This is a genomic window from Daejeonella sp. AP26, from assembly GCF_056680515.1.
In genome coordinates this window covers 3,593,081-3,618,459 of the sequence record NZ_CM155286.1, presented here as the reverse complement: position 1 = coordinate 3,618,459, position 25,379 = coordinate 3,593,081, and the positions used below count along the sequence as shown (strand labels likewise).

General features: G+C 41.2%; 24 protein-coding genes. 13 read left to right on the top strand and 11 right to left on the bottom strand.

All coding sequences use genetic code 11. The features are described from left to right. The first annotated feature begins 33 nt into the window (after positions 1-33). Positions 34-1,278, top strand: a complete 1,245-nt coding sequence (gene hutI, locus AC1MCB_RS15445) for an imidazolonepropionase (RefSeq protein ID WP_479965607.1) — start codon at positions 34-36, stop codon at positions 1,276-1,278. Next, the gene (locus tag AC1MCB_RS15440) at positions 1,278-2,285 is read left to right on the top strand and encodes a formimidoylglutamase (protein ID WP_479965606.1); all 1,008 of its coding nucleotides are present in this window, start codon (positions 1,278-1,280) and stop codon (positions 2,283-2,285) included. Before hutI ends, AC1MCB_RS15440 begins: the two co-directional genes overlap by 1 nt. Here the strand turns inward: AC1MCB_RS15440 and AC1MCB_RS15435 are convergent, their stop codons facing one another. From AC1MCB_RS15435 to AC1MCB_RS15405, 7 genes are all read right to left on the bottom strand, one after another. Next, positions 2,286-2,861 (bottom strand): 5-formyltetrahydrofolate cyclo-ligase, encoded by a 576-nt coding sequence (locus tag AC1MCB_RS15435; RefSeq protein WP_479965605.1) that lies wholly within the window; start codon positions 2,859-2,861, stop codon positions 2,286-2,288. 126 nt (positions 2,862-2,987) lie between these two features. Further along, on the bottom strand, positions 2,988-3,548 hold the full coding sequence (gene efp, locus AC1MCB_RS15430) for an elongation factor P (protein ID WP_479965604.1): 561 nt from the start codon (positions 3,546-3,548) through the stop codon (positions 2,988-2,990). A gap of 142 nt (positions 3,549-3,690) precedes the next feature. After that, on the bottom strand, positions 3,691-4,335 hold the full coding sequence (locus tag AC1MCB_RS15425; RefSeq protein WP_479965603.1) for an ABC transporter ATP-binding protein: 645 nt from the start codon (positions 4,333-4,335) through the stop codon (positions 3,691-3,693). 33 nt (positions 4,336-4,368) lie between these two features. Beyond that, positions 4,369-5,154 (bottom strand): acyl-ACP--UDP-N-acetylglucosamine O-acyltransferase, encoded by a 786-nt coding sequence (lpxA, locus tag AC1MCB_RS15420; protein WP_479965602.1) that lies wholly within the window; start codon positions 5,152-5,154, stop codon positions 4,369-4,371. Beyond that, a complete protein-coding gene (locus AC1MCB_RS15415; RefSeq protein WP_479965601.1) occupies positions 5,151-6,557 on the bottom strand; it encodes a bifunctional UDP-3-O-[3-hydroxymyristoyl] N-acetylglucosamine deacetylase/3-hydroxyacyl-ACP dehydratase in 1,407 nt (468 codons plus the stop codon). The genes lpxA and AC1MCB_RS15415 overlap by 4 nt, the downstream gene beginning before the upstream one ends. A gap of 21 nt (positions 6,558-6,578) precedes the next feature. Next, the gene (gene lpxD, locus AC1MCB_RS15410) at positions 6,579-7,625 is read right to left on the bottom strand and encodes a UDP-3-O-(3-hydroxymyristoyl)glucosamine N-acyltransferase (protein ID WP_479965600.1); all 1,047 of its coding nucleotides are present in this window, start codon (positions 7,623-7,625) and stop codon (positions 6,579-6,581) included. A gap of 59 nt (positions 7,626-7,684) precedes the next feature. After that, positions 7,685-8,926 (bottom strand): HD domain-containing protein, encoded by a 1,242-nt coding sequence (locus tag AC1MCB_RS15405; RefSeq protein ID WP_479965599.1) that lies wholly within the window; start codon positions 8,924-8,926, stop codon positions 7,685-7,687. A gap of 157 nt (positions 8,927-9,083) precedes the next feature. Between AC1MCB_RS15405 and porX the strand changes: the two genes are divergently transcribed. The 6 genes from porX (at position 9,084) to AC1MCB_RS15375 (ending at position 14,934) form a co-directional block, all read left to right on the top strand. Next, positions 9,084-10,637 carry a T9SS response regulator signal transducer PorX gene (porX, locus tag AC1MCB_RS15400; protein WP_479965598.1) on the top strand — a complete coding sequence of 518 codons (1,554 nt, stop codon included), beginning with the start codon at positions 9,084-9,086 and terminating at the stop codon, positions 10,635-10,637. A 35-nt stretch (positions 10,638-10,672) separates the two neighbouring features. Next, complete coding sequence (gene tsaE, locus AC1MCB_RS15395) at positions 10,673-11,092, top strand: tRNA (adenosine(37)-N6)-threonylcarbamoyltransferase complex ATPase subunit type 1 TsaE (protein ID WP_479965597.1); 420 nt, start codon at positions 10,673-10,675, stop codon at positions 11,090-11,092. Positions 11,093-11,155: 63 nt separating this feature from the next. Next, on the top strand, positions 11,156-12,367 hold the full coding sequence (locus AC1MCB_RS15390; protein WP_479968749.1) for an alanine dehydrogenase: 1,212 nt from the start codon (positions 11,156-11,158) through the stop codon (positions 12,365-12,367). Positions 12,368-12,400: 33 nt separating this feature from the next. Continuing rightward, complete coding sequence (locus tag AC1MCB_RS15385) at positions 12,401-13,087, top strand: M15 family metallopeptidase (RefSeq protein WP_479965596.1); 687 nt, start codon at positions 12,401-12,403, stop codon at positions 13,085-13,087. 1 nt (position 13,088) lies between these two features. Further along, positions 13,089-13,574, top strand: a complete 486-nt coding sequence (locus tag AC1MCB_RS15380) for a DinB family protein (protein ID WP_479965595.1) — start codon at positions 13,089-13,091, stop codon at positions 13,572-13,574. Positions 13,575-13,623: 49 nt separating this feature from the next. After that, positions 13,624-14,934 carry an amidohydrolase gene (locus AC1MCB_RS15375; protein WP_479965594.1) on the top strand — a complete coding sequence of 437 codons (1,311 nt, stop codon included), beginning with the start codon at positions 13,624-13,626 and terminating at the stop codon, positions 14,932-14,934. Between the two features lie 53 nt (positions 14,935-14,987). On the opposite strand, the gene AC1MCB_RS15370 is transcribed toward AC1MCB_RS15375, so the two are convergent. Beyond that, positions 14,988-15,428, bottom strand: a complete 441-nt coding sequence (locus AC1MCB_RS15370; RefSeq protein ID WP_479965593.1) for a single-stranded DNA-binding protein — start codon at positions 15,426-15,428, stop codon at positions 14,988-14,990. A 28-nt stretch (positions 15,429-15,456) separates the two neighbouring features. Further along, on the bottom strand, positions 15,457-16,503 hold the full coding sequence (gene mutY, locus AC1MCB_RS15365) for an A/G-specific adenine glycosylase (RefSeq protein WP_479965592.1): 1,047 nt from the start codon (positions 16,501-16,503) through the stop codon (positions 15,457-15,459). A 166-nt stretch (positions 16,504-16,669) separates the two neighbouring features. Between mutY and AC1MCB_RS15360 the strand changes: the two genes are divergently transcribed. The 5 genes from AC1MCB_RS15360 to AC1MCB_RS15340 all read left to right on the top strand — a co-directional run bounded on the left by AC1MCB_RS15360 (position 16,670) and on the right by AC1MCB_RS15340 (position 21,852). Next, positions 16,670-16,972 carry an HU family DNA-binding protein gene (locus tag AC1MCB_RS15360; RefSeq protein WP_479965591.1) on the top strand — a complete coding sequence of 101 codons (303 nt, stop codon included), beginning with the start codon at positions 16,670-16,672 and terminating at the stop codon, positions 16,970-16,972. Between the two features lie 9 nt (positions 16,973-16,981). Beyond that, positions 16,982-17,824 (top strand): tetratricopeptide repeat protein, encoded by an 843-nt coding sequence (locus AC1MCB_RS15355; protein WP_479965590.1) that lies wholly within the window; start codon positions 16,982-16,984, stop codon positions 17,822-17,824. A gap of 304 nt (positions 17,825-18,128) precedes the next feature. After that, a complete protein-coding gene (locus tag AC1MCB_RS15350) occupies positions 18,129-19,679 on the top strand; it encodes an Rne/Rng family ribonuclease (protein WP_479965589.1) in 1,551 nt (516 codons plus the stop codon). Between the two features lie 171 nt (positions 19,680-19,850). Further along, positions 19,851-21,230, top strand: a complete 1,380-nt coding sequence (gene radA / locus AC1MCB_RS15345) for a DNA repair protein RadA (protein WP_479965588.1) — start codon at positions 19,851-19,853, stop codon at positions 21,228-21,230. Positions 21,231-21,363: 133 nt separating this feature from the next. Next, on the top strand, positions 21,364-21,852 hold the full coding sequence (locus tag AC1MCB_RS15340; protein ID WP_479965587.1) for a DUF4920 domain-containing protein: 489 nt from the start codon (positions 21,364-21,366) through the stop codon (positions 21,850-21,852). A 103-nt stretch (positions 21,853-21,955) separates the two neighbouring features. Here the strand turns inward: AC1MCB_RS15340 and carB are convergent, their stop codons facing one another. Together carB and AC1MCB_RS15330 are read right to left on the bottom strand one after the other, a co-directional pair. Next, positions 21,956-24,772: a carbamoyl-phosphate synthase large subunit gene (carB, locus tag AC1MCB_RS15335; RefSeq protein ID WP_479965586.1), complete on the bottom strand. Its 2,817-nt coding sequence runs from the start codon at positions 24,770-24,772 to the stop codon at positions 21,956-21,958. A 225-nt stretch (positions 24,773-24,997) separates the two neighbouring features. Further along, entirely contained in the window at positions 24,998-25,312 is a 315-nt protein-coding gene (locus AC1MCB_RS15330; RefSeq protein ID WP_479965585.1) for a peptidase associated/transthyretin-like domain-containing protein, read from the bottom strand. Between the last annotated feature and the right edge of the window lie 67 nt (positions 25,313-25,379).

Genomic DNA, 25,379 nt, shown 5'->3' with positions numbered 1-25,379 from the left:
TCAACAACTTTAGAATTTCATGTATCTTCGGTCATGTCTACCTTGTTGATCACTGATATAAAAGGCTTAATTGGCACGCACGCTTCGGATGTTAAAGTCCTTAAAGGGCATGCGATGTCATTTTTACCCCAGATAAATGATGCGTGGTTATTAATTGAAGATGGACTCATCAAAGATTTTGGCGAGATGGCGAGCCTGCCTTCTCAGATCTCCACTCTCCACTCTCAAATCTCAGCGGAAGGGAAGTTCATTCTTCCTGCCTGGTGCGACTCGCATACCCATCTGGTCTTTGCTGCAAGCCGTGAAAAAGAATTTGTGATGAAGATTAAGGGTCAATCATATGAAGAGATCGCGAAAGCCGGGGGAGGAATTCTAAACTCTGCCAGGAAGGTTCAGGAGGCCACCGAAGATGCGTTAGTTGAAAGCGCACAACAGCGTTTAAAAGAGGTGATGGCCTTCGGGACGGGTGCCATTGAAATTAAGAGCGGGTACGGTTTAACCGTTGCAAGCGAACTGAAGATGTTACGGGTGATCCGCAGACTAAAAGAGACTTCTGATATTCCTGTTAAAGCAACGTTTCTTGGCGCACATGCTTTCCCAGCAGAATTTAAGTCAAACCATGAGGGTTATATAGACATTCTGATCAAAGAACTAATTCCAATAATAGCAGGTGAAGGTCTTGCTGATTATATCGATGTATTTTGTGAAGAGGGATTCTTTTCGGTTGCAGAAACAGCACGTATACTTGAAGCAGGAGCTAGTAACGGGTTAAAAGCTAAGATTCATGCGAACCAATTATCTGCAATGGGAGCGGTAGAAATTGGCGTTGAACATAATGCTTTATCTGTAGACCATTTGGAAGTGATAAATGAAAACGCTCTCAAAAGTTTAAAAAGCAGTAATACCATCGCTACCTTGCTTCCGTCGTGTTCACTATTTCTAGGTATCCCCTTTGCTGAGGCGCGTTCGATGATTGAGCAAGATATTCCTGTAGCCATCGCATCGGATTTTAACCCAGGCTCTACTCCTTCCGGGAATATGAACCTGGTGGTTTCTCTGGCATGTATGCGTTTAAAGATGCAGCCTGAAGAAGCTATTAATGCTGCTACTCTTAATGGTGCTGCGGCGATGGAATTGATTGAATCCTATGGTAGTATTACCCGTGGAAAAGTGGCAAATTTCTTCATCACCAAACCGGCTCCTTCAGTGGCATATTTGCCATATAGTTTTGGTTCTAATCATATTGAAAGCGTATATATTAACGGAAAGGTCTGCTAATGGAAACAGTTAAACTTTACACCGCAGATGATATTAGTGCAGTCACCGATACTCGTTCAGGTGAAATCAAACTGGGTGAAAAAGTACAAACCGTTACCAATTTGAATTCACTCTCGCTTTCGAGCAGTAAGTTTGTTTTACTGGGGCTTCCTGAGGACATTGGCATAAAAGCGAATTTCGGTATTGGGGGTGCACGAACGGTATGGGATCAGGCTTTAAAATCATTATTAAACATCCAAAGCACTAAGAAGCTTCGTGGTGATGAAATAACCGTTTTAGGTCATATTGATTTTGCAGAGAAGCTGGAGAAAGCAAAATTATTAAGTCCATGGGAAACAGGGGACTTAAAGAATCTTCGACAGCTTGTAAGCGAAATTGACGATGAAGTTGAGGCAGTTGTACGGGTGATCTATGGTGCTGGAAAAATTCCTATTGTAATTGGAGGCGGTCATAATAATAGCTACCCGATCCTTAAGGGATTTTCTAAATCGTTTAATACGCCGGTGAATACTATAAACCTGGATGCTCATACTGACTTCCGGCCGTTGGAAGGTCGACACAGTGGAAATGGTTTCAGTTATGCTTTTAAAGAAGGCTATCTAAATAAATATTCTGTGATCGGCTTGCACGAGAATTATAATTCTCAGACGATCATTGATGAATTTAAGGCTCAGCCCAAGCATTTCCAGTACGTGTTTATGGAAGACTTTTTACGGGAGATAACAAATTATAGCCGGGCATTTCAGGACGCGATGAATTTTACAGATGGATTGTGCGGGCTGGAAATTGACGTTGACAGCATTGCCGGTTTTTTGTCAAGCGCAATGTCTCCATGCGGTTTTAGGGCAGAGGAGATACGGGATATTATTGCTCAAACAACTATACGACAGTTTTTTTATTTGCATATTGCTGAAGGCGCGCATCGTCTGGATAATGGTCTGGAGAGTAATCAAACAGGAAAGCTGATTGCTTATATAGCCAGCGATTTTATGAAAGCCCAGTTGTAATTAAGCAAATTCCCAGATGCGTTCGGGAGTAATGCAGGCATCAAGCCGTTTATCAAATTCATTAATATCCTCTACCCGCTCAACCGGCTCAAAAAATGACAAGCCTATTTTCCTGGTGTCGGGCCGACAACCGTCTAAAAAACGGTCATAGAATCCTTTGCCATATCCAACGCGGTTACCGTCGACGTCAAAGGCCAGCAACGGCATAATTACTGCATCAATGTGATGGGCGGCAATAACACGACCATGAATAGGTTCGGGAATTCCATATTTATTGCGTCCTAAAATCGTGTAATCGGGGTCGAAAAGGATATTTTCCATTTCTGTTTTTTCGAAATCTGTTCTTGGAATAACCACCTGCAGGTTGGGTTCGTGTTCTTTGAAGTATTCCAGTATAGAAAAAGTATCGATTTCCTTGTTTTCGCTGATTGGTAAAAATAAGTGAACAACTTTAAACTGGCTCCAATTAATAGACGCTATTTGATCGACGATCTTACTATTTAAAAACCAGTATTGAGAGCGACTCAGATTTTTGCGTCTTTGCAGATAAGTTTTGCGGATGCTTGCTTTGTTCACGACACTAATGTAATAAACTTTTTAAACTGAGAAATCTGCTTCAACGAATAATAAAAAACGGCTTCAAATTTCTTTGAAACCGCTTAATCAACCTAAACCTAAACCTAATCTTAAATATTTTAAACGTTATTTAACACGCTCTACATAACTCCCTGTGCGGGTATCAATTTTTACTTTATCACCTTGATTTACAAACATTGGAACCTTTATTTCCACATCAGAACCAACAGTAGCACTTTTCAAAGCATTTGTTGAGGTGTCGCCTTTAACAGCGGGTTCTGTATAAGTAACTTCTAATTCTACAAACGAAGGTGTCTGAGCCATGATAGGCTCTTCACTTTCCATAGAGATAATTACATTCATTCCTTCTTTAAGGAAACGGGCTGACTCGCCAAATAAAGATTTAGGAATGTTGAATTGTTCGTAAGTGGTGTTATCCATCACCACATAATAATCACCGTCCTCATATAGGTACTGATAATCATTGGTTTCTACTCTACAGATTTCCACCTGTTCATCAGTCCCTAAACGGGCTTCCACAGTTTTACCTGTCTTGATATTGCGTAATTTGCCTATATAGAATGCACCGCCTTTACCGGGTGTACGATGAATGAATTCCTCTACTACCACCAAGTCGCCGCTGAAACGCAGGATATTTCCGTTTTTAACTTCTGATGCTTTCGCCATATAATTTATTTCTGAAGATGTCTGTCTAAACAGGGTGTCTTTCGAGCCGCAAAGATAGATTCTTTATGTATTAAAACTATAGCTAATTAAATTATTTATTAGCCATTAAAAATAGCGCTTTTACACGACCCTAGAATCGCTTTTAGACGATTTTATTGACGCTGCTAAAGTCTTTAAAATCCATGACTTGTAAGTGATGATCACAAAAATAATACTCGTGCTCCTGGTTAGAGCAAACAATAACCAGGCGGTTAGATGTATAATGTCTAATTAATTCGGTATACCATTCAATTCCCTGTTTATCCAGGTTTGCGGTGGGTTCATCAAGTAATAGTATCGGGCTATCAGAGCATACTGCAAGTGCTAATTTAACACGTTGTTTCATTCCGGAAGAGAAATTTCTCACCGGCTTATTACGCGCGCGCTGGAAGCCTAATAATTCTACTACGCCGTTGGAGTTTGTTCCGGGTATAAACTTCTTGAAACTAAAATGAAACTCTATTACCTCCTGTAAAGTGAATTCTTCAATCAATTCCAGGTATGGGCTGGCCAGACTTAGATGCTGGTAAATGTTTTCAACATCAATGTGTTTACCTTGATGTTCATATCTTATACTGCCTTCTGAAGGAGTAAGGCTGCCAGCAACAACCTGAAGTAGAGTTGATTTCCCAGACCCGTTTGCCCCTAAAACAGCATAGCTGCTACCGGAAACAAAGTCATAATTTACTCCATTAAAGATCCATTCGCGATTGAAACGACGGCCTATGTTTTCAAGGGTTATCTTCATGGCTGCTTAAAACCAGGTGACGTTACCGTCAGGTTAGGCATTGCCAAAACCTTTCATAACACCCCGGTTAGAATTGCGGATAAAATCGAGTATCTCGTCGCGAATTTCTGTTGGCTGGCGTTCTGTTTCAATAATATCGAGAGCCTTGCTGATATTCAGCTTCTTTAAAAAGATTGTCCGATAGATATCCTGTATCTCATTTATCTGTTCAGATGTGAATCCGCGTCGGCGAAGGCCAACCGAATTAATTCCAACATATGATAAAGGTTCCCGGCCTGCTTTGGTGTAAGGAGGGACATCCTTGCGTACCAGGGAGCCACCTGATATGATGGAATGCGCTCCTATAGAAACAAATTGATGAACTGCTGAAGCACCGCCAATAAAGGCGAAATCCTGCACTTCAATATGTCCCGCCAGTTGCACCGAATTGGCAATGATTACATTATTGCCAATCACACAATCGTGAGCAATATGCACATAAGCCATTAGAAGGCAATTTTGGCCAATAGTTGTCGTGTTTTTATCAAGGGCAGTTCCGCGGTTAAGAGTCACACATTCGCGAACAATTGTATTGTCGCCAATAGTTACCGTAGTGGCCTCGCCCTTGTATTTAAGATCCTGCGGAGGAGCCGAAATAACTGCTCCCGGAAAAATACGGCAGTTCTTTCCGATTCTAGCTCCGTCCATTATCGTTACGGTTGACCCGATCCAGGTGCCTTCGCCAATAACTACATCCTTATGAATGGTAACAAAAGGTTCGATAACGACATTATCAGCAATAATTGCCTGCGGATGTATATATGCTAAGGGTTGGATCATGCTTCTTTATCTTCTACTCTGGATATAAGCGCCATAAGTTCCGCTTCAACGACAATTTTGTTGCCAACCATTCCCACACCTCGCATTTGTGCAATTCCCCGTCTGATAGGTGCCATCAGATCGCAACGGAAAATAATAGTATCGCCGGGCAAAACCTTATCCTTAAAACGCGCATTCTCAATTTTCAGAAGATAAGTCAGGTAATTCTCAGGATCGGGTACAGTATTTAACACCAGAATTCCACCGGTCTGAGCCATTGCTTCAATTTGAAGAACCCCCGGCATTACCGGTGCATCAGGAAAATGTCCGACGAAGAAAGGTTCGTTCATGGTCACATTTTTGACGCCTACTACATGACTCTTACTCAGCTCAATAATCTTATCAATCATCAGCATAGGAGGTCGGTGAGGCAGAATATTCATTACCTCAACAGTATCATAAACAGGCGCTGAATTCGGATTGTATTGTTGAACGTGCTTTTTACTTTTCTCTTTCTTTATCTGCGCTTTTATCTTTTTAGCAAAAGCGATATTTGCAGCATGGCCAGGTCTGGCTGCCATAATATGCCCGCGCAAAGGAACACCGACAAGGGCCAGGTCTCCAATCATATCGAGTAATTTGTGACGTGCGGGCTCATTTTGATGGCGTAGCTGAATATTGTTAAGAATTCCTTCTTTGGCTACATCAATATCGTCGCGATTAAATAAAACCGCCAGGTGTTTTAACTCTTCCGGGCTAACCTGTTTGTCGACAACTACAATAGCATTGTTAAGATCGCCACCTTTTATCAAATTGTTTTCTAAGAGCATTTCAAGCTCGTGCAAAAAGCAAAAGGTACGGCAAGAAGCTATCTCTCTCTTAAATTCTGAAATGGTTGTAATTGCTGCATGCTGGCTACCAAGGACTGGCGAATTATAATCAATCATGCAGGTAAAGCGGTAATCATCCAAAGGCATGGCTACCATTTCCACCTTGCGATCGGGCTCTGAATAATGAATATTGTAGGGTATGTCGTAGTAATCGCGATCAGCCTCCTGTTCCTTAAAGCCCACTGCCTCCAGAGCTTCTAAAAACATAAGCGCACTGCCATCCATGATAGGTATCTCGGGACCTGTAAGCTCCATCATCACATTGTCGACCTCTAAGCCAACCAATCCGGCAAGAACATGCTCTACAGTGCTCACACTTGCTCCGTTTTGAGTAATTGTTGTACCCCTGGAAGTATCAGTAACATTATCAACATCTGCGTCTACGACAGGACTGTCAGGTAAATCGACGCGTTTAAATTTATAGCCATGATTAACAGGAGCCGGCTTAAAGGTCATAGTCACCGGTTGCCCGGTATGCAATCCCACACCTGATACTGCAACTTCGGATTTGATTGTTCTTTGCTTTACGTTCATGATTTGTCTTGGAAAGGGCAATTACTGATTTTCCTCTTTCGTTATTGCATTTATCTTCGCCTTCAACTCTTCAATAGTTCTTTCGAGTTCCGGCAAGCGCTGGTAAACGACCTGCGCTCTCATATTATTGACAAAACTCATAGCTGGTGCTCCAGCCCATTTTTTATCTTCATCGTCAATTGATCTGCCAATACCTGATTTGGCTTGGATTTGAGACCCCTTAGCGATAGAAATATGACCTACGATGCCCACCTGGCCGCCGATGATACAGTTTTCACCAACTTTAGTGCTTCCTGAAATTCCGGTTTGCGAGGCTATCACCGTATTTTTCCCGATCTCAACATTATGCGCTAGTTGCAGTAGGTTATCGAGTTTTACACCTTTGCGAATTATTGTGGAGCCCATTGTCGCCCGATCAATCGAGGTGTTTGAGCCAATCTCGACATCATCTTCAATAATAACGTTACCAATCTGACTAATCTTTGAATAGCTGCCGTCATTCTGAGGCGCAAATCCAAATCCATCACTACCTATAACCGTATTAGAATGAATTATGATCCGGTTATGAAGCTCGCAATCAGCGTAGATTTTGACACCGGAGAAGAGTGTACAGTCATTGCCGATCTTAACATTGTCGCCGACATAAGTCTGCGGATATATCCTTGAGTTGTTTCCGATAACTGCGTCGATGCCGACGTAAGCAAAAGCCCCTATATAAACATCCTCGCCAAGTTTAGCACTGGGATGAATAAATGAAGGTTCTTCTATTCCGACTTTATTAAGTTTTATGGTGTTGTACTTTTCAAGTAAGATGGAAAAAGCGCTGTAAGCATCCTTCACACGTATTAAAGTGAGATCTAACGGCTGAGTAATTTCGAAGTCATCGTTTAAGATAACGATAGATGCCTGAGTCTGATAAAGGAATTGTTCGTATTTGGGATTGGCCAAAAATGACAGTGAACCCGGCAGAGCTTCCTCAATTTTAGCCAGTTGATTAACTGACACATCGGGGTTTCCTTCTACAGTTCCATTCAACAAAAGCGCAATCTGATGTGCAGTTAATTGCATGCGGCAAATTTAGGTGTTATAAGTTAACGAACAAATTTTGTCCTTATTAGCTATTAGAATCATTTTTGATCAATATGTTTCAGCTCTTTTAAGTAACAAAGGATATATTTTTTTACAGTTTTTGCTAAAGCTTCCAGGTTTGAATTGTCTGATGCACGGGTAATTTCCTGTATACTCCCATCCTTCATTAAAAGATTTATATTTCCGTCACCTACACTATACGCATTATTTTTGATCGTATCTGTAAACACAAAGTATGAAGCGTCATCCTCATCTATATCAAAACTGAAAAGACTCTCTTCTACGAGACTATCTATCTTTTCAAAGTCTGGAGGATCATTACTAATCTCTACCTGGTATAAATTTCGCGCGATCAGGTGTTTGCAAAGGGTGCTTAAGATCAGATCTTCATCACTAGCCCAAACCTTAATTGAAGAAAAAATGTCATGATCATCCAGCTTTGAAAACCTTTCAAGATGAATTGGATCTGACTTGAAATCTTCAGCAGTTATTGAGTTGTTCAGAAAGTGGGCGAGACAGGGAGTCGCAAATAAAACTCTGCCGTTGCCTGCCAATTCTTTAGCCCTTTCGAGAATTTTTACAAGCATTTGCTCCGCGGCAATTACAGTTTTATGCAAATAAACCTGCCAGTACATCAAACGCCTCGCAATTAAGAATTTCTCGATTGAATAAATCCCCTTCTCTTCAACCACTAGCTGATCATCAGAAACATCAAGCATTTTAATTATGCGATCAAAGCTGATTACTCCTTCTGATACCCCGGTAAAAAAACTATCCCGGTTAAGGTAATCCAGGCGGTCAATATCGAGCTGGCCAGACACAAGTTGGTGTAAAAAAGCTTTGGGATATCGCTTGTTGAAGATTTCTAACGCTATATTTAGCCTGCCATCAAATTGCCTGTTAAGATTATTGATGAGAAGAGTGGATATGTGCTCGTGGGATATACCCTCGACAATAGTATGTTCTAACGCGTGGGAAAAAGGGCCATGGCCAATATCATGCAGAAGGATTGCAATAATGACGGCTTCTTCTTCCTCTGCTGTGATTTCGTGGCCTTTACTCCGGATGGTTTCTACCGCCAGGCCCATTAAGTGCATCGCACCGATAGCATGATGAAATCGCGTATGTAAAGCACCTGGATAGACCAGGTGCGTCATACCTAGTTGTTTAATGTAGCGCATCCGTTGCATATACGGATGTTGGATCAAATCAAAGATCAGATCTGAAGGTATAGTGATAAATCCATAAACCGGATCGTTAATAATTTTTTTCTTGTTCAATACGGAGGGCTAAGGCACAAAAATTGTTAATTTTAATGATACATTAAACTTTTTAAAGGCAGAATTGTAACAGTTTGCTAAAAATGACTGAAACAACACACTGACGCCTGTCTCGTTTGATAAGGAATTCTCTAAGATACAGTAACAATACACTAGCATGCAAGAAACCAATATATTATGGGCCGATGATGAGATTGACCTTTTAAAACCTCATATTTTATTTTTGAATGAAAAGGGGTATAAGATTAGAACGGTTACAAACGGCAGCGATGCATTGGAGCTGTTTAAAACTGAAATTTTTGATCTTGTTTTCCTTGATGAAAATATGCCAGGCCTCACCGGGCTAGAAACCCTTGGAAAGATAAAAAGCATAAATCCTGATATTCCTATCGTTTTGATAACTAAGAACGAGGAGGAATACTTAATGGAGGATGCAATTGGTTTCAAAATCGATGATTACCTCATTAAGCCAGTTAATCCCCGCCAAATTCTGTTGACAATTAAGAAGTTGATTGACAACAAGCGTCTGGTAAGTGAAAAAACGTCCATGGCTTACCAGCAAGATTTTAGAAATCTGGGTGTGACCATGAATGAAAATCTGAGCTTTTCGGAGTGGTCGGATATATATAAAAAATTAGTCTTCTGGGAACTTTCTCTCGAAAAGTTGGAAGACGCGGGTATGAGGGAAATTCTGACTATGCAAAAGTCAGAAGCCAACGTGCAGTTTTCGAAATTTATTGAAAAAAACTATCTCGACTGGATTAAAAACCCGGAATCAGGTCCTATTACTTCGAACCAGCTTCTCAAAAAGAAGGTGTTTCCTGCATTGGAAAGTAATAAGCCAACGTTTTTTGTTCTGATAGATAACCTGAGATACGATCAATGGAAGATGATCAACTCGATATTGAGCGAGTATTACCGTGTTGATGAAGAGGATACTTACTATAGTATTTTACCTACAGCGACACAATATGCCAGAAACGCTATTTTCTCGGGGCTGATGCCGCTTGATATGGAAAAGCGCTTTCCGGGCAAATGGCAGAATGATGAGGATGAAGGTGGGAAGAATCTTTTTGAAGAAGATTTTCTTGCTGATCAGATTCAGCGTGTTGTCAGGAAGGATTGCAAATACTCTTATCACAAGGTGCTTACTTTTGAACAGGGTAAAGACATCACCGAAAATATTAATAATCTAATGGGGAATGATCTCAATGTCATTGTCTATAATTTTGTCGACATGCTGTCGCACGCGAGAACAGATATGGCCATGATACGTGAGCTGGCAAACAATGAGGCAGCCTACCGGTCTCTTACGTTGTCCTGGTTTGAACACTCACCACTGCTTGATGCGCTTAAGAAGCTTTCCCAAAAAAATATCAAGCTAATTATAACAACTGATCATGGAACCATCAGCGTTAAGCATCCCAGTAAAGTAATTGGAGACAGGAACACAAACACCAACTTACGGTACAAGCAAGGAAAGAATTTGAACTTTAATGCTAAAGATGTTTTTCATATTAAAAACCCGCATGATGCAATGTTACCGAAACTGCATATCAGCTCTAGCTTTATTTTCGCCAAAGAAGATAGTTATTTCGTTTACCCCAATAACTACAATCAGTTTGTGAATTATTTTAACGCGACTTTTCAGCATGGCGGTATCTCTTTGGAAGAAATGATTGTACCATATGCAGTCTACAGTCCAAAGTAAATTGGCTATGATCGGTTGATATTATATTTGCAGACATGGATATTGAAGTGAAAGGTTTGTCTGAATTATCAGAAGCTGCCGCTAATCTTTTAAGTAATTTTCCCTCAAGCCGAATCTTTTTATTTTTTGGTGAAATGGGTGCCGGTAAGACCACTTTTATAAAAGCTATATGTAAAGAGCTGGGGGTTACTGACACTGTTTCAAGCCCATCATACTCCATTATTAATGAATACCGGTTTCCTGATGGGCAATTATATCATTTCGATTTCTATAGATTAAAGAATGAAACAGAAGCTCTGGATATGGGGTATGAAGAATACTTTTATAATGGCAATTACTGCCTGATAGAATGGCCAGAAAAAATAGTTAATCTTTGGCCGCAAGAATTCGTAAAAGTTAAAATATTGGTCTCCAACGAGCAGGATAGACAAATTACCGCCGCTGTTGTTAAATAGTCGGTTTAAAAAATTACGTTCTCTCTAAAAAATTGTAATTTCAACAAACTTAAGTGACCCATGATGAGTGAACTATCTGACATTGCGAAGCAGGCTTTAATGCAGCCTCAGGAGGCAATGCTGGAAACTAGAACCAAAAAAAATAGTCTCAATATAAGCATTCCAAAAGAAACTTCTTTCCAGGAGAATCGAATACCCTTGACACCCTTATCAGTGGCTTTGTTGGTTAATAACGGGCACAACGTACTGGTAGAATCCGGTGCTGGCGTTGCCGCAAATTTCAGTGATAGGGAGTACAGTGAGCAGGGTGCAAAAATCGTCTATGATAAGAAGGAAATCTTCCAGACTGACATTATCATCAAAATTGCCCCGCCAACTGCGAATGAGATAGCAATGATGAAAACGGGACAGGTATTGTTATCAGCTTTACAGATGTCAAGTATGAAGTCAGAGTTCCTTCATTCTTTGATGAAAAAGAAAGTGACTGCTTTATCCTTCGAGTACCTGCGCGATGAGGGAAATATTTTAAGTGTAGTGCGGGCTATGAGCGAGATTGTTGGAGCTACGTCTGTCTTAATAGCAGCGGAGTATCTCAGCAATGTTTTTGAGGGAAAAGGTCTTATGCTGGGAGGAATAACCGGTGTTCCCCCAACAGAAATTGTAATATTGGGTGCTGGTACTGTTGGTGAGTATGCTGCCCGTACTTCCATTGCTCTGGGAGCTGAGGTTAAAGTTTTTGACAGCTCGGTTTATAAGCTTCGGCGTTTGCAAAATAATATAGGTTCCAGACTTTTTACATCAGTTATTCAGCCAAATGTACTTCAAAAGGCTTTGAGAAGCTGTGACGTAGCCATAGGGGCGATAAGAGCTAAGCATGGTTTCAGCCCTTGCGTGGTGTCAGAAACTACCGTAAGTAAGATGAAGCCTAATTCTGTAATTATTGACGTAAGTATCGATCAGGGCGGATGTTTTGAAACTTCACACGTTACCAATCATACGAAGCCTACATTTCGTCAGTACGACGTAATACACTATTGTGTTCCAAATATTGCCTCAAGGGTTGCAAGAACAGCAACCTATGCCCTGACTAACATCTTCACGCCAATTTTACTTGACATTGGTGAAAAAGGCGGCATCATAAACGTGATGTGGGAAAACATGGGCGTACGAAATGCGATATATTTGTACCAGGGACACCTTACAAATATGGATCTTGCTGACAGGTTTAACATTCCCCACAAAGACCTCGATCTTCTGATAGTTTCTAACAGATAAACTAATATTGAAATAGTATTTAAGTTAGGATAAATGTCTTTGAAGCAGTTGCTGATTTCTTTATTACTCCTGGCAGGTTATTTTAGGTCTTATGCTCAGCCTTCAAATGAATATGGTCTTCCAATTATAAAGACTAGAGTTGACTATTTGAAAGAATCTACCATAAATGGTGATAATCGACTAGTCGAGATAAAGAAGTTGATACCTGACATCAAACTTGATATAAGATACGCTACCACTAATAATTTTGCAGAGGAAGCTGTGTATGATGAGGCACGGGCATTCGCACGTTTGCCGGTGGTGATGGCTTTACAGAGTATTCAGCGAGAACTTCAGAAGAAAGGCCTGGGACTGAAAATTTTTGATGCATATCGACCTTACTCTGTTACGGTAAAGTTTTACAATATAGCCAAGGATAAAAACTTTGTTGCAAATCCTAAAAATGGTTCACGGCATAACCGCGGTTGTGCAGTTGATCTCACCCTTATTTACGTTAAAACTGGCAAAGAATTGAGGATGCCCACCCCCTATGATAGTTTTGCACCAGAGGCAAGCTCAACTTTTGCCGATTTGCCCAAAAGGGTTAAGGCTAATCGCGATTACCTGATTAAGATTATGGAAGATCACGGGTTCACGGTACTGAACAACGAATGGTGGCATTTCGATTTCAGGGACTGGCAAAAGTTCAGTCTTATGGATATACCCTTTAAAGAATTATAATATGGAATTGCCGGAAGCTACCAGGATTCGTCTAACGAGCCAGCATGAGCTTATTGCAGGAATGGTTACCCGTTTAAGTAAAGAGCAGCTTAACCAGGAAGTTTTTCCGGGTAAATGGACTGTTCATCAGCAACTGGCTCACCTTGTCAGATATCAGGAAATGTTTTTTGAGCGGGTCCAAACTATCATGAACAATTTTAATGCTGTTTTCTCGCCATATGTAGCCGAGGAGGACGAAGAATTTTTAAAAACTGCTCAACTGCCTGTGCACGAATTGCTAATAAGTCTTAAGGAAATGCGCGGAACTCTTAGGGATTTCTATCTCGGCTTAAACTCCGGAGAGTTAATACGCAAGGGAAGGCATACGCAGCTTGGTAACTTTTCCATTGCTCTTTGGGCAGAATTCTTTTTGCTTCATGAAGCCCACCACATTTATTCGATCTTCCTGATGAGTAACAAGTTAACTACCGCCAGCACCTCAACTTAAAATCTTGTTAACCCGGTGGATTGGCTCATTTCTTTTAAAATAGATTAGTATGAAAAGAATACTTTTATTTGGTTTTAGCTTGCTTACAATTCAGGCTTTTGCACAAAACGAGAGCCTAAAAACGAAACTTATGCTATCAGCCGATAAGGTTGAGCCAAGGGTCATCGAGTGGCGACGTAATTTTCACCAGCATCCAGAACTGGGAAATCAGGAAACGAGGACGGCTGAGATTATCGCCAGGCATCTGAAGTCATTGGGGATGGAAGTAAAGACCGGCATTGCTAAAACCGGAGTAGTAGGAATTCTAAAAGGTGGCCAGGCAGGGCCGGTTGTAGCTTTAAGGGCAGACATGGATGGCTTGCCAGTAAAGGAGCGCGTCGATGTGCCCTTTGCTTCTAAGGCAATGGCTCAATTTAACGGACAGGAAGTAAATGTCATGCACGCATGCGGTCACGATTCCCATATGGCCATACTCATGGGTGTTGCTCAGATTCTCTCAGAACATAAAAAAGATTTGAAGGGGACAGTGAAATTCATTTTTCAGCCTGCTGAGGAGGGGCCGCCTTTTGGTGAAGAGGGTGGAGCCCAATTGATGGTTAAGGAAGGGGTTTTAGAGAATCCAAAGGTTGAAGTGATCTTCGGATTGCATATTGACGCTCAGACCGAAGTGGGAAAGATCACCTACCGTCCCGGGGGAACCATGGCTAGCGTTAACGATATGCAAATCATTGTAAAAGGCCGTCAGGCACACGGCGCTTCCCCATGGTCATCAGTAGATCCTATTGTTGTCTCCGCACAGATCATCAACAACCTGCAGACCATAATAAGCCGTAATCTGAATATTACTGAGAATGCAGGGATAGTTACTGTAGGGTCTATTCACGGGGGAAACCGTTCAAATATTATCCCGGAACAAGTAGAAATGATGGGGACACTAAGGTCCTTAAGTCCTGAAGATGAGAAACTGATCATTGCAAGAGTTAAACAGGTAGCTATTAAAACGGCTGAAAGTGCAGGAGCTACCGCCGAAGTGAAAATTCCGTTCAGTGTCCGTTATCCTGTGACTTTTAATGATATCGCATTAACGAATAAAATGTTACCAAGTCTTAAGCATACTGCTAGCCCGGCAAATGTGTTATTAGTTCCGGCTGATACAGGAGCTGAAGACTTTTCATTTTTTCAGGAGAAAGTACCGGGGCTATTTATATTTTTAGGTGGAATGCCAAAGGGGCTCGATCCTAAGAAGACAGCTTCACACCATACGCCCGATTTCTTTATTGATGAAAGCGGCTTTAAGCTTGGAGTTAAGGCGATGGTCAACCTTACGGTCGATTACATGGATATGTCGAAAAAGCAATAGAGACTGAAAATTCCGGGACTTACCGGGCTTCAATTTTATAAGAGGGTTCGTTTCTAAAACGGTAAGTCATCCGTTTCAGGGTTCGTACGATCATAGGTCATCGGTTGTTCTTCGGATTTCGTTGCAGCCGGGCTAGCAGGTGTGCCATTCCCGTTTTCAAAATCACTTTTGCGCCCCAGCATCGTGAAATTTTCTGCAACAACTTCAGTAGTGTATTTTTTTGTGCCTTCTTTGTCTTCAAAAGACCTTGTCCGAAGTTTCCCTTCAATATATACCAGTTTTCCTTTCTGCAAATATTTTGAAGCAACATCCGCCAATCCCCGCCACATTACTATATTATGCCATTCCGTCTGCTCTATTTTACGGCCATCCTTATTATATGTTTCTGAAGTAGCTAATGGAAAACTTGCAACACTTACTCCACCTTCGAGGTGCCTGACTTCCGGATCCTTGCCCAAATGCCCCACTAAAATAACTTTGTTAATTCCTGACATGATCGTTTCATTGATAAGCTACCTGAATTTAGAAAAACTTTTCGAGGAACTCAAATATTACTTTAGGTTGTGCAAGTGTGCTAAAATCTGTGCTATTTGCATAGAAAAGGCCGTTTAATAAATTGTCCGGACTGGTGAAGTTATCTATTTCAATAAATTGAACATGCAGGCGCTGATGGCTTAATAAGTGCTTTATTGGAGTCGAAATACTTTTAATGCTAACGTTTATCCCAAAACACTCTGTAAATTCAGATTGAAGCAGCAATTTCCGGGGATCTATTGCTCCGTTAGATTCAAATAAAGGAAGTTGGTAAAGATTTTCCCAAATGTCTTTAGCACCGCGTTTTTGCATCAGCACGTGCTGATCTCTAACTGCGACGACAAAGTTAAAGTACCGATCGCGAACCTTTGCAGTTTTTATCTTTACAGGCAAAAGATCAACACGATTTGAATGATAAGCATTACAAGATGGTTGTAAGGGGCAAATTGAGCAGGCAGGCTTGACTGGCTTGCACTGCAGCGATCCAAATTCCATTGCCGCCTGGTTATATATACCTGGTTGAGCTGCATCCATAACCCTATTGGCAAGAGTTGTGAATTCCTTTCTGCCAGCTCCGGAATTAATCGGAGTTTCTATTCCAAAATATCTGCTGAGCAGCCTGAATACATTCCCGTCAACCACTGCCTTGGCTTGATTCGCAGAAAAGGATGAGATGGCCGCAGCAGTGTATTCACCTATGCCCTTTAGCTTTAACAGCTGATCGTAGTTGTTAGGAAAGTAGCCGGCATGTTCTTCCATCACCATTTGCGCAGTGTGGTGCATGTTACGCCCACGCGAGTAGTAGCCCAGACCTTGCCAGTGCTTTAAAATTTCATCCTCGGTAGCGGAGGCAAAATGAGCCACTGTAGGATAGTGTTCTGCAAACTTTTTGAAATAAGGCATTCCTTGCTCAACACGCGTTTGCTGCAAAATAATTTCAGAAAGCCAGATTATATAGGGATCACTTGTTTCGCGCCAGGGAAGGTCGCGTTTATTGAGAAGATACCAGGTGATTATTTCATGAGCAAAGTTCATATATGGAAATTAACGCGTCTATTGCTTTCAAAAGTACGGCGCACTTGCTGATATCACGACAGCAGTAAAAAAATCTTTAATATATTTCCCTAATCCAATTTAATGCAATACTTTTGCAACCCCAAAACAGTTAAGTATTTACGATAAATAATAGAATAAAACAGACATGACCAAGGCAGAAATTATTGCGGAAATCTCTACAAAAACAGGTATTGAGAAAGTAGATGTTCAGGAGGCAGTGGAGGCATTTTTTAAAGTCGTTAAAAATTCAATGGTTAGCGGTGAAAACGTCTATGTAAGAGGTTTCGGTAGCTTTGTAGTTAAGAAGAGAGCGAAAAAGACTGCACGTAATATTTCAAAGAATACCGCCATCATTATCCCCGAGCATTTTGTCCCTAGCTTTAAGCCAGCAAAAGTATTTGTTGAGAAAGTGAAATCAGGAAACAGAAAATTAGAAGAGGTAAAATAATTGAAGGACATGTTTAAGAAACAGCAAATTTTAGTTGTCGGTGGAATAGTCATACTTATGGCGGTTTTACTTTCTTTAAACATAAAAGGCTTAGTTAAGCCTACAGAGGAGCAAGCGGCAGTAAGCAATCAGCCCGTAACACCTACAACGCAGTTTACGGTAGAGCAAGCTTCAGAAACTGCACGTTTGGATTTAAATGCTAATATTGCACAGCAGATTAAAGATCTGGAAGCAGAATTTAAAGGCAGTTCTGAAGATGAGAAGCTTGCAATAGAAAAAAAACTTGCCCAAAGTTGGGACGACGTGAATAAACCTGCACCGGCGGCATTTTATTATGAAATGATAGCCGAGAAGGAAGGTAACTTAAATAATTGGTTAATAACCGGTGATCGCTTTACTGATGCCTATCAAAATACGCAGGATTCATTAGTGCAACCTGCCTTAATGCAAAAGGCAACACATGCATATCAGAAAGCTGTTGAATTAGATAAAAACAGCCTTGACGCGCAAACTGGATTGGGTGTGGCCTATGTTAATGGATCTGGTAACCCTATGCAGGGTATAACCTTACTGCTGGGTGTAGTAAAGGAAGATCCAAAAAATCTTAAGGCTAATATGAACCTGGGTCTGTTTTCAATGAAGTCTGGTCAGTTTGATAAAGCGGTTGAGCGTTTCAAAACGGTGGTTGCCCAGAAGCCTGATCCAGAAGCCTGGTTTTACCTGGCTTCCAGCTACGAAAACCAGGGGCTAATTGATGACGCCATAATGGCTTATCTGAAGACAAAGGAACTCGCTGCTGATCCTAGTCTAAGTCAGTTCGTAGACAGAAAAATTAAAGAATTAAAGAAGTAATTAACAACAATAAAACATTTAAAATCTAAAAATTATGCCAAGCGGTAAAAAAAGAAAAAGACATAAAATGGCTACTCACAAACGTAAAAAGCGCTTAAGAAAGAACAGGCATAAGAAAAAATAGTCTAGTCTACAGTTAGTTATCTGAATGTACTTTTAGATAGCTAATTTACAAGACGTTTAGACTTCATTAAACCTCCCGCAAATTTAGCGACGGAGGTTTAATGCTTTTCTACGTACTTTCTTATTTAATCTTTTTTTCACGGATAACTGCGTCTAAGCATGTTATTATAAAGAGTAGCTATTGGTAAAAGAATTAATAATCAATTCTAACCCCAATGGGGTGACTATTGCTTTACTGCAAGACAAGCAACTCGTAGAACTTAACAAAGAGCAAGTCAACAACAACTATGCTGTTGGCGATATTTACTTGGGCAAGATAAAGAAGATCATGCCCGGGCTGAATGCTGCATTTGTAGATGTTGGCTATGAGAAAGATGCTTTTCTGCATTATCTGGACCTGGGGCCGCAGGTACAATCGCTTTTAAAGCTAACCAAGATTGTAAAGAATGGCAGTTACAAAGATAAACTGCTAAATAGTTTTAAACAGGAAGCGGATATCAACAAGTCCGGTAAAATTTCTGAGATATTAAGCCGCAATATGGTATTGCCGGTTCAAATCGCGAAAGAACCTATATCAACCAAGGGTCCACGGTTGAGTTCGGATATTTCAATTGCGGGTCGTTTCGTGGTACTGGTTCCTTTCTCTGAGGTAATCTCTATCTCGAAAAAGATTAAAAGCAACACTGAGCGTAGCCGGTTAAAAAAAATCGTTGAAAGTATAAAGCCCAAAAACTTTGGTGTAATTATCCGCACAGTTTCTGAGGGAAAGGGTGTAGCCGAGCTTCAGAAAGATCTACTTGATCTGATTGATAAATGGGAAAGCTTTACCCAGCGGCTGCCAGCGGTCGAACCCTCTAAGAAGATTCTTGGAGAAATGGGACGGGCTTCAACAATCTTACGCGATATTTTAAGCACTGATTTCACCAATATTCACATTTCAGATCCTGCAATGTATGAGGAGGTTAGATCCTATGTGCACGAGATCTCTCCCGAAATGGATAAGATCGTTAAGCATTATAAACATCGCGAGCCTATCTTTGAATACTTCGGCATAGAGAAACAGATCAAAGCAGCATTTGGGAAGACGGTTAATCTGCCTGGCGGAGCTTATCTGGTTATCGAGCATACAGAGGCTCTTCATGTTATCGATGTGAATAGCGGTAACCGTACAGCGAATCCGGAAAACCAGGAGCAGAATGCTTTAATGGTGAACATGGAAGCTGCCAAAGAGATAGCACGTCAGCTACGATTGCGCGATATGGGAGGTATAGTAGTAATCGATTTCATCGATATGCATAAGCCGCAGAACCGCAAAGAACTTTTTGACTACCTGAAGGACCAAATGCTTTTAGACCGGGCAAAGCATACTATTTTGCCCCCAAGTAAATTTGGCTTAGTACAAATTACCCGACAAAGGGTAAGGCCGGAAATGAACATTGTTACTAATGAGAAATGCCCTGCCTGTGATGGAACAGGGGAAATTAAGGCCAGTATCATCCTTATGGATGACATTGAAAATAATCTCAATTACATCCTTAATGAACAGAATGAAAAGGGTATCACATTATGCGTACACCCTTACATCGAAGCTTATATAAAGAAGGGACTTTTATCCTGTCAATGGAAATGGTTCTTCAAGTTCAATAAATGGGTTAAGGTGAAAGCGGTCTCCTCATATTATCTTACGGAGTTTCATTTTCTCAATTCAAAAGAAGAAGAGATAAAATTATAATCAGCAAATTAGGAAATGAGAAAATGTGCAGATGATGAATTTCGTCTGCACATTTTTTATGCATTAATCCATCAGCATTTGCACATTTGTATACCTTCACATTCCAGCATTTATTATTAACCCGTGACTTATTTGCTCATTTGCACATTATCACATTTGCATATTTAACCTGTGGCTAAAACCCGTTCCGCATATTTCTGCCAAAGCTGTGGCTTTGAATCCGCTAAGTGGCTTGGTAAGTGCCCCTCCTGCCAACAATGGAATACACTCGTTGAGGAAGTTATTGAGAAGGCGAATACCGCAATTCCGAATTGGAAAGCCGTATCAACAACTACGCAGCGATCTAACAAACCATCGGCAATAAAGGATATTCTTTTTACAGAGGAGAATCGGCTTGTTACTCCTGATAAGGAGTTTAACCGGGTGTTGGGTGGAGGTATTGTAGGAGGATCTATTGTTTTGATAGGTGGTGAGCCTGGTATTGGTAAATCAACATTAATGCTACAGCTGGCGCTTAATCTGCCCGGATTAAAAGTCTTGTACGTGTCGGGCGAGGAAAGCGAACAGCAAATAAAGATGAGAGCCGAAAGGTTAAATAATGCCACGGAAGGTCAGTGTTATATCCTCACCGAAACTTCCACGCAAAATATTTTTAAGCAGATTGAAATATTGCAGCCTGACATTCTGGTGATTGATTCGATTCAAACACTCTATTCAGCTCATATAGAGTCTACTCCCGGCAGTGTTTCGCAGGTGCGTGAGTGCACAGCAGAGCTGCTTCGTTTCGCCAAGGAGAGCGGTACGCCTGTTTTTCTTATCGGGCATATTACCAAAGATGGTATGATAGCAGGCCCCAAAATATTGGAGCATATGGTTGATACGGTCCTGCAGTTTGAGGGCGACCGGCATCACGTCTACCGTATTTTGAGGGCAGTAAAAAATCGCTTTGGTTCCGCCTCTGAACTTGGTATCTATGAAATGCAGGGTAGTGGCTTGCGTGAAGTTTCTAATCCTTCTGAAATTTTGCTTTCTCAAAGGGAAGAGCCTTTAAGTGGCATTACAATTTCTGCAATGATGGAGGGATTACGTCCAATGCTGGTGGAGATTCAGGCACTGGTGAGTGTATCGGCTTATGGAACTCCGCAACGATCGGCAACTGGCTTTGATACCAAACGTATGAACATGCTACTGGCTGTTTTAGAGAAACGCTGCGGCTTCAGACTTAGTTCGCAGGATGTCTTTTTGAATATTGCAGGTGGATTGCGTGTAGAAGATCCCGCCATTGATCTCGCAGTAATAGTTTCAATTATCTCTTCCCATGAAAATATGCCCGTGGGGTTAAAAGTCTGCTTTGCTGCAGAGGTTGGATTGTCCGGTGAGATCAGGGCTGTTAATCGGGTAGAACAACGCATCGCAGAGGCAGAGAAACTCGGCTTTGAACAAATATTTATCTCACGCTATAACAAACAGGGACTTGACACTTCACGATACAAAATTGAAATAAAAACTGTGGGCAAAGTAGAAGAGGTTTTCAATGCGTTATTTGGCTAGACTGTAATTAGCGACTTGATTTATCTATCAGGCAAATCATAATTCCGGGTAATCAAAATTTTACCTATAGGTTATATATGCATCTCACAAGTACCATTTAATTTTATCAAATTTGGTAGCTTAAAATAAACTGATGAAAAATATAATTCCCTTATTCCTAATAGTAGCATTTCTGGCATCTTGCGATAGCAAGCCAACTACGTCGCTTCGTGCTGCGGAGTATATAAAGGGAACTGCCGTTTATGGGGACTCTATCCAGGATGTAAATGTTATTGATCTTGCCTCTGTATCAACCGCTATGCAGGATAAAAGCAAAATGGATATGAAGATTAGAGGGCAGGTGAACGAGGTTTGCAAGAAAAAAGGTTGCTGGATGATTATGAAACTTGGCAATGGCGATGATATGCGGGTAACCTTCAAGGATTATAAAATTTTTGTTCCTAAAGATCTTACAGGTAAAGAAGTTATTTTAGAGGGCTTTGCGTTCACTGATACAACTTCGATAGAAGATCAAAGACATTATGCAAAGGATGGTGGTAAATCGGAAGCAGAAATAGCTAAAATAACAACACCAAAGAAAGAGCTTTCATTCGAAGCGAAAGGTGTTGTAGTTATGAACTAGACCAGAGATAAATACTAAACATAAAAAACCGGCTATAGCCGGTTTTTTTATGTCCAGTCGTTCTTATAGACTGTGCAGATTTACGATTGCCTAAAAGGATCCTCTACTTGCTTAAGTACATAGACTTTTCTTTATATAAATGTCTGAAATACGGGTCTTCCAGGCTTTTGATGAAGCGAATCGCTTCACCTGTTGACTTCATTTCCGGACCTAATTGCTTTTCAACTTCAGGGAATTTATCAAAGGAAAATACCGGCTCTTTAATAGCGTAGCCTTCCAGTTTGCGGACAATATCAAAGTCTTTCAGCTTTTTATCACCCAGCATGATCTTAGTGGCAATATTGATGTAAGGAACGTCGTAGGCTTTCGCGATAAAGGGGACCGTACGGGACGCCCGCGGATTAGCTTCTATTACGTAAACTTTATCGTCTTTAATGGCAAATTGAATGTTTAACAAGCCTCGTACATTTAAAGCGCGCGCAATACGTTTGCTATACTCTTCCATCGAGTTCATCACCTTTTGGGGAAGGTTAAATGGTGGTAACACAGCGTATGAATCACCTGAGTGAATACCAGCTGGTTCTATGTGCTCCATTAAACCGATGATGTGCACATCTTCGCCATCGCAGATGGAGTCTGATTCAGCTTCTTCTGCACGGTCAAGGAAATGATCGATCAACACACGGTTACCCGGAAGGTTCCTTAATAACTTGACAACTGCTTTCTCCAGGTCTTCATCATTTATTACAATACTCATTCCCTGGCCACCTAATACGTAACTTGGACGAACCAGCACCGGGTAACCAACTTGATGGGCAACTTCCAGCGCTTCTTCCGCACTTTCAGCTACACCGTATTTTGGATAAGGAATATTGAGTTCTTTTAAAAGATCAGAAAATCGGCCACGATCCTCGGCAATGTCCATATCGTTATATGATGTGCCGATAATATTGATTCCAAATTCGTGAAGCTTCTCGGCCATCTTTAAGGCGGTTTGACCACCTAGCTGGACAATGACACCTTCGGGTTTTTCAAGCTCGATTATCTCACGCACGTGCTCCCAGAATACAGGCTCAAAATACAGTTTATCAGCCATGTTGAAATCTGTGGAAACGGTTTCAGGATTACAGTTGATCATAATAGATTCATAACCGGCTTCTTTTGCCGCCAGCAATCCATGCACGCATGAATAATCAAACTCGATACCCTGACCAATCCGGTTGGGCCCTGATCCTAAAACAATGATCTTCTTTTTATCACTTACCTTCGATTCATTTTCATCTTCAAAGGTTGAATAGTAGTAAGGAGTCTGTGCCTGAAATTCAGCCGCACAGGTGTCTACCATTTTGTAACAACGGTTGATTCCAAGTTCCTTACGATGTGCATACACCTCATCCTCGCTTACATTCCCGAGAAGCCATGCTATTTGGGCATCCGCATATCCTTTTTGCTTCAACGTGATGAAGAAGTCTTTCGGGATATTTTTAAGTGAGTAGCGTTTTAATTCAATTTCCAAATGTACCAGCTCCTGAATTTGCACCAGGAACCATTTATCAATATGGGTTACCTTGCGAATAGATTCAAGCGGAACGCCAAGAGACATGGCGTCCTTAATATGAAACAGGCGGTCCCAGCTTGGATGTTCCAGGCTGTGCATAATCTCTTCGAGGTTGCGACTTTGCTTGCCATCGGCACCTAATCCCAGTCGGTTTGTTTCTAAGCTCTGACACGCCTTTTGAAGGGCCTCTATAAAGGTACGACCAATAGCCATAACCTCTCCCACAGACTTCATCTGCAGACCTAACTCAGTATTTGCGCCCTTAAACTTATCAAAGTTCCAGCGGGGTATTTTAACAATTACATAATCAAGTGTTGGCTCAAAATATGCGGAGGTAGTCTTAGTTATCTGATTTTCTACTTCATCCAGGTTGTAACCTATAGCAAGTTTGGCGGCTATTTTGGCTATTGGGTAACCGGTAGCTTTCGAAGCCAGGGCCGATGAACGTGACACGCGGGGGTTAATTTCTATTGCAATAATATCTTCCGTTGCAGGGTCAACAGAGAACTGTACGTTACAGCCGCCGGCAAAGTTACCTATCGCACGCATCATCTTAATCGCCTGATTACGCATATCCTGATAGCAACGGTCGCTCAAAGTCATCGCCGGAGCAACAGTTATAGAGTCACCCGTATGAATACCCATCGGATCAAAGTTCTCGATAGAACAGATGATGATCACGTTGTCTTTACTGTCACGAAGCAGTTCAAGTTCAAATTCTTTCCAGCCGATTACTGCCTTTTCAACCAATACTTCATGTGTAGGGGATGCTTGCAGTCCGCGACTTAAGGCATGATCAAAGTCTTCTTTCTTGTAAACGATGCCTCCGCCTGATCCGCCTAAAGTATAAGAGGGACGAATGACTAATGGAAAACCGATGTCTTGTGCTGCTTCTTTACCTTCAAGGAATGAATTAGCTATTTTCGATTTTGCAACTCCAACACCTATATCCACCATCAATTGGCGGAACTCTTCCCGATTTTCAGTTTTCTCAATAGCTGCCACATCCACCCCTACTATGCGTACCCCGTATTTAGCCCAGATACCGCGTTCTTCAGCCTCTTTACAAAGGTTTAAAGCAGTTTGTCCGCCCATGGTTGGTAAAACAGCATCAATTTTTTGTTCCTGCAATATCGTCTCCAGGCTCTCGCAGGTAAGGGGAAGCAGGTATACATGATCACCAATCACCTTATCCGTCATGATGGTGGCGGGATTGGAATTAATAATTGAAACGCTTATACCCTCATCTTTAAGGGATAGAGCTGCCTGTGAACCGGCATAGTCAAATTCGCAGGCCTGGCCAATAACAATAGGACCGGAACCAATAATTAATACGGAGTGAATGGAAGTATCTCTGGGCATAGAGCTTTTATGTAGAAAAAGGATTAAAAATAAACGTCAAAACAGAGGGGTTTGACACGAGAGCATGAAGCTCTTAGAAACAAGAATCCCGACTGTTCTGTCGGGGTGCAAAGATAGATAAAAAATCAAGTTCACCACAAAAAACACGATTAATATGAAGTGGCTAAATTAAAGAAGGGAGACGATTCCGCCTCCCTTCCTGATTGGGAAATTAAAGACTCTTTATTAATCCAACTTGATTTCGCCCAGATCAGCCACTTGGCCGGCCTTAACTGCTACGTTTTCAAGAGCTTTATCATTCAAAGGTTCCTTTGCGTCAATGATAACAGTATACGATCCTTCCTTAACCTGATCAAATGTGAATGATGTACTATCAGGAGTTACTTTTAATGTATCAGTTCCTGAAATAGCCAACACTTGATTCACCGAATTTGCAGGTGTTAACGTTCCTTTGATTGTTCCGGTTTCGACCGTTGTAAAAGCCATTAATCCTAAAGCTACTGTTGCTGTTGCAAGAAATCCTAAACTCGACTTTTTCATAGTTTGTAATTTTTAAAGGTTAAAATAATCATGAATTGTTGAGTAAAAATTTCCTTCATCTATTATG